This is a genomic window from Rathayibacter sp. VKM Ac-2927 (genome assembly GCF_022815525.1).
In the GTDB taxonomy this organism is placed as follows: Bacteria; Actinomycetota; Actinomycetes; order Actinomycetales; family Microbacteriaceae; genus Rathayibacter; species Rathayibacter festucae.
Genome location: NZ_JALGRT010000003.1, coordinates 520485 through 538493 on the forward strand (window position 1 = coordinate 520485; position 18009 = coordinate 538493).

The following is an 18009-nucleotide window of genomic DNA, read 5'->3' on the forward strand; positions in this document are numbered from 1 at the left end:
ACCACGTACACAAGCGTCTTAAGGAGACAGGCTCATGAGCGAATCCGTCAGCCTCCCGGCACTCGGAGAGAGTGTCACGGAAGGAACGGTCACCCGCTGGCTGAAGAACGTCGGCGACCGCGTCGAGGTCGACGAGCCGCTGCTCGAGGTCTCGACCGACAAGGTCGACACCGAGATCCCTTCGCCCGTCGCCGGTGTCATCGAGGAGATCCTCGTCCAGGAGGACGAGACCGTCGAGGTCGGCGCCGAGCTGGTGCGCATCGGCGACGGCTCCGGAGCCGCGTCCGCGCCCGAGGCCCCCGCCGAGGAGCCGGCCGCCGAGGAGTCGCGCGAGGCCGAGGCCGCCGAGACCGAGCCGACCGACGAGGCCACCCCGTCCGTCGACGCGGAGACCGAGGAGGAGGCTCCGGCCCCCGCCGAGCCCGAGCCGGCCCCCGCCGCCGAGAAGGCCGCCGCTCCGGAGGCGTCCGCCCCCGCTCCGTCGGTCCCGGCTCCCGCCGCCGCCGCCCCGGCCCCCGCTGCCGCCGCCCCGGCGCCGGCCGCGACCCCCGAGCCCACCGACTCGAACCCCGGCTACGTCACCCCGCTGGTGCGCAAGCTCGCCGGCGAGAACGGCATCGACCTCTCCACCCTCACCGGCACCGGTGTCGGCGGGCGCATCCGCAAGCAGGACGTGCTCGACGCCGTCGAGGCCGCCAAGTCGGCTCCCGCCCCGGTCTCGGCTCCGGCCGCCGCCGCCGCGAAGGCCGCTCGCACGCCGCTCGAGACCTCGCCCCTGCGCGGCACGACGCAGCCGATGACCCGCCTGCGCAAGGTGCTCGCGCAGCGCGCCGTCGAGTCGATGCAGTCGACCGCCCAGCTCACCTCGGTCGTCGAGGTCGACGTCACCGCCGTCGCCCGCTTCCGCGACTCGGTCAAGAAGACCTTCAACGAGAAGACCGGCGCCAAGCTGTCCTTCCTGCCGTTCTTCGCCCTCGCGGCCGCTGAGGCCCTCAAGGCCTACCCGGTGATCAACTCGACGCTCGACGGCGACTCGATCGTCTACCCGGACCACGAGAACATCAGCATCGCGGTCGACACCGAGCGCGGACTTCTCACGCCGGTCCTGAAGAACGCGTCGGAGCTCACCCTCGCCCAGATCGCCAGCACCATCGGCGACCTCGCGGAGCGCACCCGCAACAACAAGCTCAAGCCCGACGAGCTGGCCGGTGGCACCTTCACCCTGACGAACACCGGCTCCCGCGGTGCGCTGTTCGACACGCCCGTCGTGTTCCTGCCGCAGACCGCGATCCTCGGCACCGGCATCGTCACGAAGAAGCCGGCCGTCGTGCAGGTCGACGGCAGCGACGCGATCGCGATCCGCTCGACCGTGTTCCTCGCCCTCTCCTACGACCACCGCACGGTCGACGGCGCCGACGCGGCCCGCTTCCTGGTGGCCATCAAGGAGCGCCTCGAGGAGGGCTCGTTCGAGAACGACCTCGGCATCTGACGCCGTCACGCTGACGCGCCGCACTAGCGGCCGCCGTCGGTGAAGACGTCGCGGAGAAGCCATGCGGCCTCCGTCCTGATCATCAGGACGGAGGCCGTCGTCGTTCCCGGATCCGAACCGACGGCGACCACGGCGGAGGCGCCGTTCACGTCCACGCGCACCGCGGTGACGGCGGAGGCCGGCGTGCGGAGCGCGGCGAAGGCGGAGCCCCCGTCGACGCGGATCGGCGAGTCGGGGGTGGTCAGCGCCTCCGCGCAGGCGCTGTCCGAGCCTCCGCAGTGCCGGGCCGCCGCGAGCAGGGCCGTCGCCGCCTCCTCCGCCCCGAGCTCCGCGCGCGGCGGCCGGACCGTCGGTGGCGCGGCGCTCGGCGTCGCCGGTGCCGGTGGCTGTGTCGGCGTCGCCACGGCCGTCACCGGCGGTGGCGGTGTCGGTATCGCTCCCGCGGTCGCCGGCGCGGTCGCGGCCGCCGGTACCGGCCTCGTCGGAGCGACAGGACTCGGCGCCGGGGTCCGCGTCGACGGCAACGGCGCCGGTGCCCGAGTCGACGCGGCCGTCTCCGCTCCCGTGCTCCGATCGGGGCCGAGGCCCGTCATCACCAGCGCGCCGACGAGGACGACGGCCGCGGTCACGAGGGGGCCGCGGCGGCGGACCGCCGCCGTGCGCACCCGATCGCGCCAGCCGTCCAGCGGATGCGTCCGGCGGTGTCGTGCAGGCGGGCTCTCGACGACCCCGGTCGGCCGCTCCCGGCCCGCCGCCGTCTCGGGCCGCTGCGCCGCGCGGAGCGGCAGCGGCGCCGCGGAGCGGTAGAGGAGCGCCTCCAGCGCCGCGAGGTCGTCGTCGTCCCGCGGGCTCCCCCGCCAGGCGGGGCAGCTCCGACGGCAGCGTCCGAGGAGCCCGATCACCGCGGCCACGACCTCGGCCTCGGTCGATCCCGTCGGCGCCTCGGTGAGCAGCAGCACCGGACGCCCCTCCTCCGTCAGCCCGATCGCTTCCGCACCGGGGAGCGGGTGGACTCCCGCCGCCGCCGCGTCTTGCAGTGCGCCGACGACCGGCGCGAGGAGGGTGACGACGACCCCCGGCAGCAGCACCGCACCGGACTCGAGCACCTGCTCGAGGGTCGAGACGACGGCCGGGGCGGTCAGGAGGACGGCTCCATCGACGTGCACCCCGACGTCGACGAGGCGCTGCCGATGCTCGTGCGGCGCGAGTCGCTCGATCCCCGACCCCAGCGCGCCCTCCGCCCGTTCCTGCGAGAGCAGGAGAGCGTTCAGGAGCCGGCCGTCGCCGTCGCGGACGACCGGCCCGAGCGCTCCGGAGCCCACCACGGCGTGACCGGCGATCCCCTCGAGCGGCCGTCCGCCGCTCCGTTCGCTCTCACCGCTCGCTGCCATGCTCCGAGGGTGCCGCTCGAGCCGGCTCGCCGGGGCGGCGGAGGTCCGATCGGTGGACGGATCGGCCGTCCTGTCGCTGGGGAGGAGGGGAGGTCCGGCGGATCCACTCGGATCGGTCTCCCCCGCCGGGTCCGCTCGGTATCCTGGAGGAATGGCACGCAGCACGGAACCGTCGACGAAGGCGGTCAAGGAACCAGGACGTCTCAAGCAGATGTGGCAGGTGTTCCAGATGACCCGCCGCTACGACAGCAGCGCGGTCTGGATCATCCTGCTGGCGCTGCTGGTCCCGATCCTGATCGGGATCCTCCTCGGCGTCCTCCTCGGCGACGGCAACGGCTTCGTCATCGCGCTCTGGATCGTCGTCGGAGTGATGGCCGGACTCGTCGCCGGCCTCGCTGTCCTCTCCCGCCGCGCCGAGCGTGCCGCCTACGGGCAGATCGCCGGGCAGCCGGGCGCCGTGGGCGTCGTCCTGCGCAGCGGTCTCCGCGGCACCTGGACCGGCGGCGAGATGCCGGTCGCCGTCAACGGCAAGACGCAGGACGCGGTCTACCGCGCCGTCGGCCGCGGCGGTGTCGTGCTGATCGCGGAGGGGCCGACCGGCCGCACCAAGCGCATGCTCGAGGACGAGCGCCGCAAGGTGACCCGCATCCTCCCCAACGTCCCCGTCACCTTCGTGAACGTCGGCCCCGACGAGGGCGCCGTCCCGCTGCACAAGGTCCCCCGCGCCCTCGCGAAGACGAAGAAGGTGCTGACTAAGGCGGAGGTGCTGGCCGTCAAGAACCGCCTCGCCTCGCTGAACACCTCGCTGCCGATCCCCAAGGGCGTCGACCCCTTCAAGGTGCGGCCGCAGCGCTCCCGCTGACGCGCGGGACGAGCACACGAACGGGCCGGTCGGGATCACTCCCGCCGGCCCGTTCGTCGTTCCCGGACGACTGCCCGATCAGTAGCGGACGAGCACCGTGCCGGCGACCTTGTCGTGGAAGCCGCGCTGATCCGAGTCCCAGACGAGGGCGGGGACGAGCACGGCGAGGAGCACCGACCGCACCAGCGGACGCCAGACGCCGACCCAGCCGCCGCCGAGGCGGACGACGCGCAGACCGAGCAGCCGGTGGCCGATGCTCCCGCCGATGGTCGGGATGAAGACCGCCTGCAGCACCACGAAGAGGACGATGCTCGCCCAGCGGTCGTAGCCGAAGAAGACGAAGGACAGAAGCGCGACGATCGCGAAGTCGACGGCGAGGGCGGCGAAGCGGCGACCGGGCCGGGCGATCGACATCCGGCCGGTCTCGGGGAGCCCGAGCCGCTCCCCCGGCCGCGTGCTCGGGGCGACATCGGCGAAGGTCCTGCGCTCGGGTGCTGGCATCCTCCGATGCTACCCGCGAAGGCCGCGCGCCCGCCGGGAGCGGAGGCCGGCCGCGACCCGCTCGGCGAGACCCCGTGTAACACGCCCGAAACACGAGGGACACGGCGGGGTAACCGCTAGTGACTACTGTGGAACGGCTGCGTCTGCAGCCACCCGTTACGCCATTGGAGACCTTTGCATGTTTAAAGATTCTTCCGAGGTGCTCAAGTTCATCAAGGACACGGACGTCAAGTTCCTCGACATCCGGTTCACCGATCTCCCCGGTGTCCAGCAGCACTTCAACATCCCCGCCTCGACGGTCGACGAGGAGTTCTTCTCCGTCGGCCAGCTCTTCGACGGGTCCTCGATCCGCGGATTCGCGAACATCCACGAATCGGACATGCAGCTGATCCCTGACGTGACCACCGCCTACGTGGACCCGTTCCGCGTCGAGCGCACGCTGATCATCGTCTTCGACATCTACAACCCGCGCAACGGCGAGATCTACTCGAAGGACCCGCGCCAGGTCGCCAAGAAGGCCGAGAAGTACCTCGCGTCGACCGGCATCGCCGACACCGCGTTCTTCGCCCCCGAGGCCGAGTTCTACATCTTCGACGACGTGCGCTACGAGGTCACCCAGAACTCCGCGTTCCACTCCGTCGACTCCGTCGAGGGCGCCTGGAACTCGGGCCGCGTCGAAGAGGGCGGCAACCTCGGCAACAAGACCCCTTACAAGGGCGGCTACTTCCCGGTCAGCCCGGTCGACAAGCAGGCCGACCTCCGCGACGACATCTGCCTCAAGCTGATCGACGCCGGCCTCATCCTCGAGCGCTCGCACCACGAGGTGGGCACCGGCGGCCAGGCGGAGATCAACTACCGCTTCGACACGATGGTCCACTCCGCGGACGACATCCTGAAGTTCAAGTACATCGTCAAGAACACGGCCGAGCAGTGGGGCAAGACCGCCACGTTCATGCCGAAGCCCCTCTTCGGCGACAACGGCTCGGGCATGCACACCCACCAGTCGCTCTGGAACGACGGCAAGCCCCTGTTCTACGACGAGAACGGCTACGGCGGACTCTCGGACGTCGCACGCTGGTACATCGGCGGCCTGCTCAAGCACGCCCCCGCTGTCCTCGCGTTCACGAACCCGACGGTCAACTCGTACCACCGCCTGATCCCGGGCTTCGAGGCGCCGGTCAACCTGGTCTACTCGGCCGGCAACCGCTCCGCGTCGATCCGCATCCCGATCACGGGCACGAACCCGAAGGCCAAGCGCATCGAGTTCCGCGCGCCGGACGCCTCGGGCAACCCGTACCTCGCGTTCGCCGCGCAGCTGATGGCGGGCCTCGACGGCATCAAGAACCGCATCGAGCCGCACGAGCCCGTCGACAAGGACCTGTACGAGCTGCCCCCGGAGGAGGCCAAGCTCATCCCGCAGGTCCCCGCCTCGCTCGAGGAGGCCCTGGCCGCCCTCGAGGCCGACCACGACTTCCTGCTCCAGGGCGGCGTGTTCACCCAGGAGCTCATCGAGACCTGGATCGACTACAAGCGCGAGAAGGAGATCAAGCCCCTCGCGCAGCGCCCGCACCCCTTCGAGTTCGAGCTGTACTACGGCGTCTGATCGACGCACCGCAGGGCTCGCGCACTGCACGAAGGGCCGTTCCTCCCCGGAGGAGCGGCCCTTCCGCGTTCCCGGACGGACCCGCGGGCGTCAGCGGTAGGTCGGCGCGTCGACCTCGACAGGGCCGTAGAAGCGGCGCTCGAAGACGGCGCGGGCCCGGCGGGTGACGCCGAGGTAGTCGTCCTCGAGCTGCGTCGCCGAATCGGCGGGGTACTCCAGGAGGCGTGCCACTCCGTCCAGCTGGCGGCGGTCGGCCGGCAGCACGTCGGCCGTGCGGTCGGTGAACAGGGTCATCGCCGAGCGCACCCGGGACGCGAGGAGCCAGGCCGCGCGCAGGCGCTCGGCGTCGGGCGGCGAGATCAGGTCCGCCTCCTCCGCCACGCTCAGCGCGGTCAGCGTCGAGGTGGTCCGCAGCGCGGGGATCGTGCGCGCGTGCTGGAGCTGCAGCAGCTGCACCAGCCACTCGACGTCGCTGAGCGAGCCGCGGCCGAGCTTGAGGTGGCGCTTCGGGTCGGCGCCCTGCGGCAGCCGCTCGCTCTCGACGCGGGCCTTGATCCGCTTCACCTCGCGGATGTCGCGATCCGAGATCGCCGCCGGGTAGCGGACGCCGTCGGCCAGCTCCTCGAAGGCGGCGATCAGCGCCGCATCGCCGGCCACCCCTCGAGCGCGCAGCAGTGCCTGCGCCTCCCACGTCAGCGACCAGCGGGCGTAGTAGGCGCGGTAGGAGTCGAGGGAGCGCACCAGCGGGCCGTTCTTGCCCTCGGGGCGCAGATCGGCGTCGAGGTCGAGCGGGAGGCGCGAGTCCTCGGTGAGGCGCACGAGCTCGGCGACCAGGAACTGCGCGTAGAGCTGCGCCTCGTGCGGATCCGCCTCGCCCGGTCGCTGCACGTACATCACGTCCGCGTCGGAGCCGAAGCCCAGCTCCGCTCCCCCGTAGCGCCCCATGCCGATCACAGCGAACTCCGCGAGGGATCCGCGGCGACCGGTGCTCGAGCGGCGGACGGCCGCGAGCACGCCGCCCAGGAGCGCGGAGATGATGTCGGAGAGGCTCGTCGCGATCTCCTCGATGGTGCTGAGGCCGAGGACGCCGCCCATCGCGGTGCGGAGCACCTCCCGGCGGCGCATGCCCCGCAGCGCCGTGGCGACGGCCTCGGGGGTGTCGTGGCGCGCGAGGACCGCGCGCACCTCCTCCGCCAGCCGGTCGGCACCGCGGGGACGCAGGGCCTCGTCGTCCTCCAGCCAGGCCGCGGACTCCGGGATGCGGTCGAGCAGCTCGCCGACGAAGCGCGAGCCGGACAGGACCGTCGTCAGGCGCTTCGCGGCCCCGGAGGAGTCGCGCAGCATCCGAAGGAACCAGGGCGTGCCGCCAAGGGTGTCGCTGAGGCGCCGGAAGGCGAGGAGCCCGTAGTCGGGGTCCGCGCCGTCGGCGAACCACTGCAGCATGACGGGGACGAGGTGGCGCTGGATGCTCGCGCGGCGCGAGACGCCCGAGGTCATCGCGGCGATGTGGCCGAGGGCGCCGCGGGCGTCCGCGAAGCCGATCGCCGCCAGTCGTGCCTCCGCCTGACCGGTCGACAGCTCGATCCCGCCGTCGGGCAGCGCCGCCACCGCGGAGAGCAGCGGACGGTAGAACAGCCGCTCGTGCAGTCCGCGGACGCGATGCTTGATCGAGTTCCAGACGACGAGGAGCTCCTCGGCGCTGCGGGCGAGGCCGCTCGCCCGGGCCAGGGTGCGCAGCTCGTGCTCGTCCCGCGGCATCAGGTGGGTGCGCCGGAGCCTGCGCAGCTGGAGCCGGTGCTCGAGCAGGCGCAGCGCCCGGTAGTCCTGCGCGAACTCCTCCGCCGCCGCGCGGCCGATGTAGCCGCGGTCGGCGAGAGCACCGAGGGCCAGCAGGGTGCCCGGCATGTGGATCTCGTCGTCGGTCTGGCCGTGCACGAGCTGGAGCAGCTGGACCGTGAACTCGATGTCGCGCAGCCCGCCCGGGCCGAGCTTGATCTGGTAGTGGACGTCGTTCTGCGGGATGTTCTCGGTGACGCGCTCGCGCATCCGCTGCACCGACTCGACGAAGTTCTCCCGCGACGCGCTCGACCAGACCTTCGGCGCGACGGCGTCGACGTAGGCGCGGCCGAGCTCGAGGTCGCCCGCGAGCGGGCGGGCCTTCAGCAGGGCCTGGAACTCCCAGCTCTTCGCCCAGCGGTCGTAGTAGGTGATGTGCGACTCCAGGGTCCGCACGAGCGCGCCCTGCTTCCCCTCCGGCCGCAGGTTGGGGTCGACCTCCCAGAGCTCCGGCTCGAGCGCGAGCGCGGAGGTGCCGCGCATCAGCAGGACGGCGAGCCGAGTCGCGATGTCGATCGCGCGGGCGTTCGAGAGGCCGCGCTCGGGGTCGCCCTCGGCCACGAAGATGACGTCGACGTCGCTGACGTAGTTGAGCTCGGAGGCGCCGGCCTTGCCCATCCCGATGACGGCGAAGCGGGTCGCCACGACCTCCTCGCGAGAGAAGCGACCGGGTCCGGAGCCCGCGATCAGGTCGGCGCGCGCCACGGCGAGCGACGCCTCCAGGGCCGCCCCCGCGAGGTCGGCGAGGGTCCGGGCGACGCGATCGATCGCCGCGACGGGATCCGCCTGGCCGAGATCGTGCACGACGACGCGGGTGAGCAGTCGGCGGTAGCGGACCCGCAGAGCCGTCCAGCCGTCCTCCTCGTGCAGCGACGCGACACCGTCGACGGCGCCGACCGAGTCGAGCAGCTCCTGCCTGAGCTCACCGCGACCCGGAAGGACCCGGACGGGGTCGAGGAAGCCGATGAGCTCGTCGGGCCGGCGCTGCAGGAAGTCCGCGAGACCGGAGGACGCCCCCAGGACGAGCAGCAGGCGCGTGATCGCGGCGTCGTCCGCGAGCACCGCGTCCATCCGGCCGCGGTGGCTGCGCAGCAGATCGAGCAGCGCGCCGAGCGCCGCGTCGGGATCGGCCACCGTCGCGAAGGCCGGCACCACCGACTCGAGCGAGCGGCCCGCGAGCTCCTCCGCCTCGGCGAGCCGAGCCCCGGTCTCGCCGAGTGCGGCGAAACCGAGGCGTGCGACCTCGCTCAGCGTGCGTTCGCGGGGCATGGCGGGAGGGGTCAGAGCATCTCGAGGTTGCTGCGCAGCTCGTACGGGGTGACCTGGGCGCGGTACTCGGCCCAGTCCTTCCGCTTGTTGAGCAGCACGAAGTTGAACACCTGCTCGCCGAGCGTCTCGGCGACGAGCTCCGACTCCTCCATCAGCGAGATCGCGCGGTCGAGGCTCGCCGGCAGCGGGCTGTAGCCCAGGGCGCGGCGCTCGGCGTCCGACAGCGTCCAGACGTTGTCCTCAGCCTCGGCGGGGAGCTCGTAGCCCTCCTCGATGCCCTTGAGTCCCGCGGCCAGCAGCAGCGAGTACGCGAGGTAGGGGTTCGCGGCCGAGTCGAGCGCGCGGTACTCGATGCGCGAGGACTGGCCCTTGTTGGGCTTGTACAGCGGCACGCGGACGAGCGCGGAGCGGTTGTTGTGGCCCCAGGACACGTAGCTCGGCGCCTCGTCGCCGCCCCAGAGGCGCTTGTAGGAGTTGACGAACTGGTTCGTCACCGCGGTGATCTCGGGGGCGTGCTTGAGCAGCCCGGCGATGAACTGGCGGCCGAGCTTGGACAGCTGGTACTGCGCGCCCTGCTCGTAGAACACGTTCATGTCGCCCTCGAAGAGCGAGAGGTGCGTGTGCATGCCCGAGCCGGGGTGGCCGGAGAGCGGCTTGGGCATGAAGGTCGCGTAGACGCCCTGCTCGATCGCCACCTCCTTGATGACCGTGCGGAAGGTCATGATGTTGTCGGCCGTGGTCAGCGCGTCCGCGTAGCGGAGGTCGATCTCGTTCTGGCCGGGGCCCGCCTCGTGGTGGCTGAACTCGACCGAGATGCCGAGGTCCTCGAGCATCCGGACCGAGCGGCGGCGGAAGTCGTGCGCCGTGCCGCCGGGGACGTTGTCGAAGTAGCCGGCGGAGTCGACGGGCTCGGGCCCCTCCGCGCCGAAGGTCGACGACTTCAGCAGGTAGAACTCGATCTCGGGGTGCGTGTAGAACGTGAAGCCGCGCTCGGCCGCCTTCGCGAGCGTGCGCTTGAGCACGTTCCGCGGGTCGGCGACGGCGGGCTGGCCGTCCGGCGTGGTGATGTCGCAGAACATCCGCGCCGTCGGATCGATCTCGCCGCGCCACGGCAGGATCTGGAAGGTCGACGGATCCGGGTGCGCCAGCACGTCGGCCTCGTAGGAGCGGGTCAGTCCCTCGATCGCGGAGCCGTCGAAGCCGAGACCCTCGGCGAACGCCCCCTCGACCTCGGCCGGCGCGATCGCGACCGACTTGAGCGTGCCGACGACGTCCGTGAACCAGAGGCGAACGAATTTGATCCCTCGCTCTTCAATGGTGCGAAGAACGAAGTCCCGTTGCTTGTCCATCAAGGCCCTTCCTGTTTCGCTCCCAGGCTAGTGGCTCCGCCCCTCCCCTGCTGGGCGCCCGGCCGTTCCCCGCGGAGCCCCGACGGGGCGCGGATAGACTCGACCGCATGTCAGCGCAGCCCGTGAAACGCGTGAGAACCCGCCACTTCCAGACCGCGAAGGACTCGGGGGTGCGGATCACCGGGCTCACCAGCTACGACGTGCTCACGGCCCGCATCTTCGACCAGGCGGGCATCGACTTCCTGCTCGTGGGCGACTCCGCCGGCAACACCGTGCTCGGCTACGACACGACCCTGCCGGTCACGGTGGACGAGCTGATCCCGCTGGCCCGCGCCGTCGCGGGCGCCGTCGAGCGCGCGTTCGTCGTCGCCGACCTGCCCTTCGGCTCCTACGAGTCGGGCCCGGACGACGCGCTGCACACCGCCTTCCGCTTCATGAAGGAGACGCACGCCCACGCGGTGAAGCTCGAGGGCGGCGTCCGCTCCGCGGAGCAGATCCGGCGGATCGTCGAGGCCGGCATCCCGGTGATGGCGCACATCGGCTTCACCCCGCAGAGCGAGCACGGCCTCGGCGGGCACATGATCCAGGGCCGCGGCGAGGGGATCGAGCAGCTGCTCGCCGACGCCCGCGCCGTCCAGGACGCCGGCGCGTTCGCGGTCGTGCTCGAGATGGTGCCGAGCGAGGCCGCCCGCCGGGTCACCGAGGAGCTCAGCATCCCGACGATCGGCGTCGGTGCCGGCCCGCACGTGGACGGTCAGCTGCTCGTGTGGACCGACTTCGCCGGGCTGACCACCGGCCGCGTGCCGCGCTTCGTCAAGCAGTACGCCGACCTGCGCGGTGTCCTCACCGGCGCGGTGACCGCGTTCCGCGAGGACGTCGAGGCCGGCGCGTACCCCGGAGCCGAGCACAGCTACGAGTAGCGGGGCGCGACCCGGCTCAGCGCGGGATCAGCGATCCTCCGCGTCCTCCTCGTCCCAGCGGCGGGTGTTCTCGCGCATCTTCTCGAGGGCGTGGGACGCCTCCTCGCGGGACGAGTAGGGGCCCGCGCGGTCGACGGACGGGGACTGGAAGCCCTGCTCCACCGCGCCGGACTTGAGGTTGTACCACCAGGAGTTCGCATCACCGTCAGACATGTCGCGATCCTACGCCGGGGCCGGTCGCCGGTCGCTCCCCCTCGCGCCTCGCTAGCATGGCCGGTATGACTGCTGCTGCGACCGCGATCGGAATCGACATCGGAGGGACCGGCATCAAGGGGGCGTACGTCGACCTCGGCGAGGGCGCCCTCCTCAGCGACCGGATGAAGGTCGCCACCCCCGAGGGCGGCCGCCCGAAGGACATCGTCGCCACGGTGCAGCAGATCCTGGGCATGCTCCCGGACGCACCGTCCGACACCCCCGTGGGGATCTGCTTCCCGGCCGCCGTGGTGCACGGGCGCACCATGTCCGCCGCGAACGTCTCGGACGAGTGGATCGGCCTCGAGGCCGAGAAGCTGTTCGAGGACGCCATCGGCCGCGACATCTTCTTCGTGAACGACGCCGACGCCGCCGGCTACGCCGAGTCGCGCTTCGGCGCGGCGAAGGACAAGAAGGGCCTGGTCCTGATGACCACGCTCGGCACCGGCATCGGCACCGCGCAGATCTACGACGGCGTCCTCATCCCCAACGCCGAGCTCGGCCACCTCGAGATCCACGGCGGCGACTACGAGAAGAAGGCCTCCTTCGCCGCGAAGGAGCGGGACGACCTCGACTACAAGCACTGGGCCAAGCGCCTGCAGCGCTACTACTCCCACCTCGAGGCGCTCCTCTGGCCGGACCTGATCATCGTCGGCGGCGGCATCTCGAAGCACCACGAGGAGTTCCTGCCCCTGCTCGACCTGCGCACCCCGATCGTGCCGGCCGCCCTGCGGAACAACGCGGGCATCCTCGGCGCAGCGGCCCTGGCAGGCGGCGGCGTCCGCCGCTGAGGCGGTACCTCCTTCCGCGGCGGTCCCCGCCCGCCGCGGCGCCGTCGGCCCCTACAGGTGGCCGCGTTCCGCAGGACGTCTCGCCTTCGGCTACGACGAAACGCTGGCACGCGTTTCACCGGTGAGCCTCGCTTCGCGAGAGCGGCCGGCAGGGTCGGCGCCTCTGACGTCCGCCCCTCCATGCTGGTCGAGTAGCCGCAGAGCGGCGTATCGAGACCCACGTCACCGAACGGCGGTCCCAGGCACTCGTGCAGCAGGGCGGGATCTCGATATGCACTCTCCGAGGGCTACTCGATCGGCATGCGCGCGAGGACGGCGCTCTTCAGGAGCATGCGGAAGCAGGGCCGAGGCGAGCCGGAGAAACGCGTGCCAGCGTCTCTCCGGAGCCGAACGCGAGACGCTCCGCGAAACGCGACCACGCACCCAGACCGACCGCGGCGCGGCGGGCAGGGACCGCCGCGCAAAGGGGCGCAGCCGGCCACGAGACGCGAAAGGCCCCGCTGTGCGGGGCCTTTCGTGGCGAAGGGGTCGGCTATTACGCCGGGTTCTGTTCACGCCGCGCCTCTCGGCGGGCGCTGGACGGCCATCTCTCTCGGGGGCACGTCGCCGTGACCCTCCAGCGGTCTACCCGAGGACCCGACGAGCAGCCGCATCGTCCTCTGTCTGACCTTGCTCCGGGCGAGGTTTACCGAGCGGACCGGATCACTCCGGCCCCTGGTGGTCTCTTACACCACCGTTTCACCCTTACCGCGGGCCGGGGCCCGTGGCGGTCTGTTCTCTGTGGCACTGTCTCGCGGGTCACCCCGGGTGGGTGTTACCCACCGCCCTGCTCTGCGGAGCCCGGACGTTCCTCGGCGCCGGGGCTCTCACCCCGGCGACGCGACCGTCTTGCCGGCCCGTTCGCGGAACCAGTGTACGGGCCGGGTCAGGCGAGCGTCGACTCGTCGCCGCGGACGAGGATGCAGCCGCTGTCGGGGCAGAGCACGACCTGGTCGGGCGCGGTGGTGCGGATCCAGGCGAGGTCGGACTCGGTGAGGGCGACGCCGCTCCCCTCCGACACCTTGCCACGCAGGAGCGCCGCGCCGACGCCGTAGCGGGCGCGCTGCTTCTCGTAGAGCTCCACCAGGTCGGCCGGGATCTTCTCGACGAGCGAGGCGCGGTCGCGGGCGAGCGCCTCCTGCTTGCCGGCGAGCTTCTCCGCCTGGGCGTCGCGCTCCTCGGCGAGGGTCGCGATGCCCGCGACGACCTCGTCGCGCTCGGCCTGGGCGGCGGCGACCTCGGCCTCGATGCCCTCGATCCGCTCCATCAGCGTCAGCTCGATGTCCTCGAGGTCGCCGCGGCGCTTGACCAGCGAGGTGATCTCTCCCTCGAGTGCGGCGATGTCCTTCGCGGACGAGGCGGTCTGCAGGCGGTCGCGGTCGCGGGCGAGGCGCTTGTCGACGACCTCGACGTCGGACTCGATGCGGCCGAGCTCGGTGCGGGCGTCCTCCAGCCGGCCGTTGCGCTCCGCGAGGGTGCGGCGGGTCTCGTTGTCGCGGGTCTGCATCGCCTTGATCGCCGCGATCTGCGGCAGGGTGGCGACGGCGTGACGGAGCTGGTTGCCCCTCGTGTCGAGACTCTGCAGAGTCAGGAGCTCTCGCTGGTCGGCGGGGCTGGCAATCACGTCGCGGTCCTCGTTCCCGGCACGGAGGGTGGGCGTGCCGGCTCCATTCTCGCGCGCTCGCGGAGCGTCAGTGGACGATCGCGAAATCCCAGGGGTCGGTGCGGGTCTCGCTGACGTCGACGACGACCCCGGGAAGCGCGGTGCGCAGAGCGGTCGCGGCGACGTCGAGCCAGAGCCATTCGCTCGCCCAGTGCGAGACGTCGAGGAGCGCCGGGCCGGTGCCGTGGCGGGCCTTCTCGCGCGCCTCGGAGGCCGGGTGGTGCCGGAGGTCGGCTGTGATGTAGACGTCGCTCGTGCGGACGGCGGGGCTGTCGAGGAGGGAGTCCCCGGCTCCGCCGCAGAGCGAGACCCGGCGGACGGGCGCCTCGTAATCGCCGGCGGCACGGACTCCTCCGGCGGTCGCGGGCAGCAGCTCGGCCACGGCGCGGGCGAGACGGCCGAGCGTGACCTCCTCGGCGAGGTCGCCGACGCGGCCGAGGCCGACCGACGGATCCTCGCCGGGGACCAGCGGCGTCGTGCCGGTGAGCCCGAGCCGGGTCGCAATGACGTCGGAGACGCCGTCCGCGACGATGTCCGCGTTGGTGTGCGCGGAGACGAGCGCACAGCCGTGCCGGATGAGCTCGGCGAGCAGGCGGCCCTTGTAGCCGTCCTCCGCGATCGAGGTGACCCCGCGGAGCAGGAGCGGGTGGTGGGCCAGGAGGAGCTGGTAGCCGCCGTCGACGGCCTCGGAGACGGTGTCGGCGACGACGTCGACCGTGAGGAGTATCCGCTCGACCTGCGCAGCCGGGTCACCGGTGACGAGACCGGGAGCGTCCCAGTCCTCCGCGGCCCCCTCGGGCCAGAGACGGTCGATGACGGCGTGGACGTCGCGCAGCGTGGCCATGCGTCCAGGGTAGGGCCGCCGCTCCCCCTCAGGAGTGCGCCTCAGTGCGCGTGGTCGGTCTCGACGGCGCGGATGGCGGCGTCGGAGCTGCCGACCTCGTCGTCGAGGTCCGCGGCGAGGAAGTCCTCCGACTCGGGGAGGCGCACGGTGAGCCCGGCGTACTGCTCGACCGCCAGCTCGCCGCTCAGCCCGGACGCCGCGAGGACGTGGCCGCCGACGGTGCCGCTCGTGTCGACGAAGTGGGTGTGCAGCCCGGCGACGCTGATCCCCTGGAACGGCTTCGGGCCGTAGAAGCCGACGATCGTGCCCTCGACGTCGCTCAGGTGCACCTCGCGCTGGTCGCGCATCGCGTCCGCCAGGCGGAGGTACGGCTTCACCTGGGCGATCGGCTGCCGCAGCGTCAGGTACTCCACGCGGCCTCGGAGACGGACGCCGACGAACACGTTCGGGCTCGGCACGGTCCGCCGCACCGCCGTCAGCAGGGCGTCGAGCGACGGCACCGCCTCGACCGACTCCGTGCTGTCCGGAGCGAACCGGGCCAGCTCGGCGAACGCGATCGTGTCCTCCGGCTCGAGGACGACGACCGAGCCGTCGCCGCGGAACAGCCGGTGCACGCCGTCGAGCACGACGAGCTCGCCCTCCATGTGGTCGCCGCAGCCCAGCCCGAAGTCGCCGGCCTCGTCGGCCTCGGCGCGCGTGACGACGCCGTCGAACAGACCGGCCAGCAGCGCGTCGACGATCGAGAACTGGGTGATGAGGCCGCGCGGCGCGGTCGGAGTCGGCATCCCGCCATTCTGGCGGAGCGCTCAGCTCTCCAGCGCCAGCCGGTACCGCTCGCGCGCCGTCCGGAGACGAGAGAAGCCCCGCACTTCCGGAGAAGTGCGGGGCTTTCTTTCTTGCGGTGGATCCGAGGGGATTCGAACCCCTGACCCCCTGCATGCCATGCAGGTGCGCTACCAGCTGCGCCACGGACCCTTGGTGCGCTTCTCGGACTCGAAGTACCGGCCTTGCGGCCCGCTCCTCCGCCCGGCGGAAGCAACTCGAATAAACTACAACACGAAGCGCGTGGAGTGAAATCGAGCGGCGACGCCGGGCGTGTTCCTCAGTTCGAGGAGGCCGCGGAGTCGGCGGGAACGGCGTTCGCCAGCGTGATCGGGACCACGGGGCAGTCCTTCCAGAGGCGCTCCAGCGAGTAGTACATCCGGTCCTCCTCGTGGAAGACGTGGACGACGAGGTCGCCGAAGTCGAGCAGGATCCAGCGTCCCTCGGCGCGGCCCTCGCGGCGCAGGAGCTTGGCGCCGGACTCGTTGAGGCGGTCCTCCACCTCGTTGGCGATGGCGACGACGTTGCGCTCGGAGCGCCCCGTCACCAGGAAGAAGATGTCGACGAGCGGCAGCGGTCCCGAGACGTCCAGCGCGACGAGGTCCTCCCCGCCCTTGGAGTCGGCGGCGGTGGCCGCGAGGTCGAGCAGGGCGCGGGCGGAAGCGGTCGCAGTCATGAAGCCTTCAGTGTCGGTGGTGGATCAGAAGATGTTGAGGACGAAGCCGCCGATGAACAGCGCGATCGAGGCGACCAGCAGCACGGCGGCGGTGATGGCCAGCACGACGGGGACGCTGACGGCGCGGCGCTTCTGCGGGGCGATCATCGCGGTGCCCGCGGCGTGCGTGGAGACGGCGCTCGACGCCCGGACGGGCTCCGAGTCGGAGGCGGGCTGCTCGCGGTCGATGCGGTCGACGTAGCGGTCGACATCGGGCGAGTCGTAGAGGTTGGGGTGCTGACCGGTGGAGCCGAGGCTCCGCGGCAGGTCGAAGGAGCCCGTGACGAGCACCTCCCCCGTGTCCGTGCGGGCCGGAGACGCGTCGCCCGCGGTCGGCAGGATCAGGGCGTTCGTCGTGGTGACGGCGCCCGTCGCGGCGACTCCGCTCGCGATGAGGGAGTCGAAGGAGGCGTCGACCTCCTCCTTGGACTTGCTGTCGAGCTCGTCGGTGATGGCCAGGTGCTCGATCGGCGGGTGGAAGCTGCCGGTGATCTCTGTGGCCTTCTCGTCCGCGATGTCGAGCGTGCCGACGGTGGCGAAGAGGGCGGTGTTGAGCTTGGGCTGCTCGGGCTCGTCGTCCGACTGCTCGGACTCGTCGGCCGGCTGCTCGACGTCGGACACCTCGGGAGCGGTCTCCTCGGCAGCGGTCTCCTCGGCGGCGGCGTCGGGCTCGGTCTTCGCCGACTCCTGCGCGGCGTCGGCAGGCGCGGCCTCGGGGGTCGCGGCGACCTGCTCGGCCTGCTGCTGGGCGAGCAGCGCGCGGAGCTCGCGGCGGGTGAGCGTGCTGCGATCGACGCCCTCGGGCAGCACGACCTCGATGGCGGAGGTGCTGAGCTCGGGCTCGGGGGCGGGGGTCGGCGCGACGACGGGGACGCGCAGGGCCTGGGTCGCGGTGAGGACGGGCATCTCGCCCGCGGCAGTGACGGACGCGGTCGCGGCGCGGCGGGAGGTCGTCGGTGCGGCGGCGGGCGCGGCGCCGGCCGCGGCTCGCTCGCGCTCGCGGATCTCGCGCCGGGTGAGCGGCGCGCCCTCGTGCTGAACTGTCATGTCGTGCTCCGATACAGGTGGTGCTTCGAGATGTACTGGACGACACCGTCGGGAACCAGATACCAGACCGGATCACCCCGGTTCACGCGGCTCCGACAGTCCGTCGAGGAAATCGCTAGCGCCGGAATTTCCAACAAGGATACGTCCTGAGCCGGCAATCCCGAAACGGACAGGGCATGACCCGGCCGGCTGACGGCGACGAAGTGCGCCAGCTCCCAGAGCTCGTCGTAGTCCTTCCAGCTCAGGATCTGCTCGACGGCATCGGCTCCCGTGATGAAGAACAGCTCGGCATCGGGGTGGGCGAGGTGGATGTCGCGGAGCGTGTCGATCGTGTACGTCGTGCCGATGCGGTCGATGTCGACGCGGCTGACGGTGAAGCGCGGGTTGGACGCGGTCGCGATGACCGTCATCAGGTAGCGGTGCTCCGGCGGCGTGACCGTCTTCTTGTGCCACGGCCGGCCGGTCGGCACGAAGACGACCTCGTCGAGGTCGAAGGACTGCGCCACCTCGGAGGCGGCGACGAGGTGCCCGTGGTGGATCGGGTCGAAGGTGCCACCCATCACGCCGATGCGCGGACGCCGCGGGTCTCCGCTCGCGGCGGACGTCACGATCGCAG

At 71.8% G+C, this 18009-nt stretch carries 16 protein-coding genes, 1 tRNA gene and 1 other RNA gene; 5 read left to right on the forward strand and 13 right to left on the reverse strand.

Annotation, left to right across the window (positions count from 1 at the left end; all coding sequences use genetic code 11):
* Nucleotides 1–34 precede the first annotated feature (34 nt).
* On the forward strand, nt 35–1489 hold the full coding sequence (sucB, locus tag MT353_RS11565; RefSeq protein WP_243624506.1) for a 2-oxoglutarate dehydrogenase, E2 component, dihydrolipoamide succinyltransferase: 1455 nt from the start codon (nt 35–37) through the stop codon (nt 1487–1489).
* Between the two features lie 23 nt (nt 1490–1512).
* On the opposite strand, the gene MT353_RS11570 is transcribed toward sucB, so the two are convergent.
* Complete coding sequence (locus MT353_RS11570) at nt 1513–2880, reverse strand: hypothetical protein (protein ID WP_159422942.1); 1368 nt, start codon at nt 2878–2880, stop codon at nt 1513–1515.
* 151 nt (nt 2881–3031) lie between these two features.
* On the opposite strand from MT353_RS11570, the gene MT353_RS11575 reads away from it, so the two are divergent.
* Complete coding sequence (locus MT353_RS11575) at nt 3032–3742, forward strand: DUF4191 domain-containing protein (RefSeq protein ID WP_243624508.1); 711 nt, start codon at nt 3032–3034, stop codon at nt 3740–3742.
* 78 nt (nt 3743–3820) lie between these two features.
* On the opposite strand, the gene MT353_RS11580 is transcribed toward MT353_RS11575, so the two are convergent.
* Entirely contained in the window at nt 3821–4243 is a 423-nt protein-coding gene (locus MT353_RS11580) for an RDD family protein (protein WP_123703545.1), read from the reverse strand.
* A 178-nt stretch (nt 4244–4421) separates the two neighbouring features.
* Between MT353_RS11580 and glnA the strand changes: the two genes are divergently transcribed.
* Entirely contained in the window at nt 4422–5846 is a 1425-nt protein-coding gene (glnA, locus tag MT353_RS11585) for a type I glutamate--ammonia ligase (protein ID WP_123445839.1), read from the forward strand.
* A gap of 90 nt (nt 5847–5936) precedes the next feature.
* Here glnA and MT353_RS11590 read toward each other — a convergent pair whose 3' ends face one another.
* The gene (locus MT353_RS11590) at nt 5937–8951 is read right to left on the reverse strand and encodes a bifunctional [glutamine synthetase] adenylyltransferase/[glutamine synthetase]-adenylyl-L-tyrosine phosphorylase (protein ID WP_243624510.1); all 3015 of its coding nucleotides are present in this window, start codon (nt 8949–8951) and stop codon (nt 5937–5939) included.
* Between the two features lie 11 nt (nt 8952–8962).
* A complete protein-coding gene (locus tag MT353_RS11595; protein WP_123736929.1) occupies nt 8963–10300 on the reverse strand; it encodes a glutamine synthetase family protein in 1338 nt (445 codons plus the stop codon).
* 107 nt (nt 10301–10407) lie between these two features.
* On the opposite strand from MT353_RS11595, the gene panB reads away from it, so the two are divergent.
* Entirely contained in the window at nt 10408–11220 is an 813-nt protein-coding gene (gene panB, locus MT353_RS11600; RefSeq protein ID WP_132437044.1) for a 3-methyl-2-oxobutanoate hydroxymethyltransferase, read from the forward strand.
* Between the two features lie 27 nt (nt 11221–11247).
* Here panB and MT353_RS11605 read toward each other — a convergent pair whose 3' ends face one another.
* Entirely contained in the window at nt 11248–11433 is a 186-nt protein-coding gene (locus MT353_RS11605; RefSeq protein WP_123445835.1) for an SPOR domain-containing protein, read from the reverse strand.
* A 65-nt stretch (nt 11434–11498) separates the two neighbouring features.
* On the opposite strand from MT353_RS11605, the gene ppgK reads away from it, so the two are divergent.
* Complete coding sequence (gene ppgK / locus MT353_RS11610; RefSeq protein ID WP_123445834.1) at nt 11499–12263, forward strand: polyphosphate--glucose phosphotransferase; 765 nt, start codon at nt 11499–11501, stop codon at nt 12261–12263.
* Nucleotides 12264–12783: 520 nt separating this feature from the next.
* Here ppgK and rnpB read toward each other — a convergent pair.
* From rnpB to nadD, 8 genes are all read right to left on the reverse strand, one after another.
* An RNA gene (gene rnpB, locus MT353_RS11615) (RNase P RNA component class A) lies at nt 12784–13162 on the reverse strand.
* Nucleotides 13163–13188: 26 nt separating this feature from the next.
* A complete protein-coding gene (locus tag MT353_RS11620) occupies nt 13189–13926 on the reverse strand; it encodes a zinc ribbon domain-containing protein (protein WP_123445833.1) in 738 nt (245 codons plus the stop codon).
* Between the two features lie 67 nt (nt 13927–13993).
* Entirely contained in the window at nt 13994–14809 is an 816-nt protein-coding gene (locus tag MT353_RS11625) for a Nif3-like dinuclear metal center hexameric protein (protein ID WP_243624517.1), read from the reverse strand.
* 41 nt (nt 14810–14850) lie between these two features.
* Nucleotides 14851–15594 carry an acetolactate decarboxylase gene (locus MT353_RS11630; RefSeq protein WP_243624519.1) on the reverse strand — a complete coding sequence of 248 codons (744 nt, stop codon included), beginning with the start codon at nt 15592–15594 and terminating at the stop codon, nt 14851–14853.
* 117 nt (nt 15595–15711) lie between these two features.
* Nucleotides 15712–15784 (reverse strand) — tRNA-Ala (locus MT353_RS11635).
* Nucleotides 15785–15911: 127 nt separating this feature from the next.
* Entirely contained in the window at nt 15912–16307 is a 396-nt protein-coding gene (gene rsfS, locus MT353_RS11640; RefSeq protein ID WP_132437037.1) for a ribosome silencing factor, read from the reverse strand.
* 24 nt (nt 16308–16331) lie between these two features.
* On the reverse strand, nt 16332–17393 hold the full coding sequence (locus tag MT353_RS11645) for a hypothetical protein (protein WP_243624521.1): 1062 nt from the start codon (nt 17391–17393) through the stop codon (nt 16332–16334).
* On the reverse strand, nt 17390–18001 hold the full coding sequence (gene nadD, locus MT353_RS11650) for a nicotinate-nucleotide adenylyltransferase (RefSeq protein ID WP_308197317.1): 612 nt from the start codon (nt 17999–18001) through the stop codon (nt 17390–17392). The genes MT353_RS11645 and nadD overlap by 4 nt, the downstream gene beginning before the upstream one ends.
* Nucleotides 18002–18009 lie beyond the last annotated feature (8 nt).

What these genes read in the sequence shown, in the direction of transcription:
- sucB (WP_243624506.1), top strand. Translation starts at nt 35, where the DNA reads ATGAGCGAATCCGTCAGCCTCCCGGCACTCGGAGAGAGTGTCACGGAA.
- MT353_RS11570 (WP_159422942.1), bottom strand. Translation starts at nt 2,880, where the DNA reads ATGGCAGCGAGCGGTGAGAGCGAACGGAGCGGCGGACGGCCGCTCGAG.
- MT353_RS11575 (WP_243624508.1), top strand. Translation starts at nt 3,032, where the DNA reads ATGGCACGCAGCACGGAACCGTCGACGAAGGCGGTCAAGGAACCAGGA.
- MT353_RS11580 (WP_123703545.1), bottom strand. Translation starts at nt 4,243, where the DNA reads ATGCCAGCACCCGAGCGCAGGACCTTCGCCGATGTCGCCCCGAGCACG.
- glnA (WP_123445839.1), top strand. Translation starts at nt 4,422, where the DNA reads ATGTTTAAAGATTCTTCCGAGGTGCTCAAGTTCATCAAGGACACGGAC.
- MT353_RS11590 (WP_243624510.1), bottom strand. Translation starts at nt 8,951, where the DNA reads ATGCCCCGCGAACGCACGCTGAGCGAGGTCGCACGCCTCGGTTTCGCC.
- MT353_RS11595 (WP_123736929.1), bottom strand. Translation starts at nt 10,300, where the DNA reads ATGGACAAGCAACGGGACTTCGTTCTTCGCACCATTGAAGAGCGAGGG.
- panB (WP_132437044.1), top strand. Translation starts at nt 10,408, where the DNA reads ATGTCAGCGCAGCCCGTGAAACGCGTGAGAACCCGCCACTTCCAGACC.
- MT353_RS11605 (WP_123445835.1), bottom strand. Translation starts at nt 11,433, where the DNA reads ATGTCTGACGGTGATGCGAACTCCTGGTGGTACAACCTCAAGTCCGGC.
- ppgK (WP_123445834.1), top strand. Translation starts at nt 11,499, where the DNA reads ATGACTGCTGCTGCGACCGCGATCGGAATCGACATCGGAGGGACCGGC.
- MT353_RS11625 (WP_243624517.1), bottom strand. Translation starts at nt 14,809, where the DNA reads ATGGCCACGCTGCGCGACGTCCACGCCGTCATCGACCGTCTCTGGCCC.
- MT353_RS11630 (WP_243624519.1), bottom strand. Translation starts at nt 15,594, where the DNA reads ATGCCGACTCCGACCGCGCCGCGCGGCCTCATCACCCAGTTCTCGATC.
- rsfS (WP_132437037.1), bottom strand. Translation starts at nt 16,307, where the DNA reads ATGACTGCGACCGCTTCCGCCCGCGCCCTGCTCGACCTCGCGGCCACC.
- MT353_RS11645 (WP_243624521.1), bottom strand. Translation starts at nt 17,393, where the DNA reads ATGACAGTTCAGCACGAGGGCGCGCCGCTCACCCGGCGCGAGATCCGC.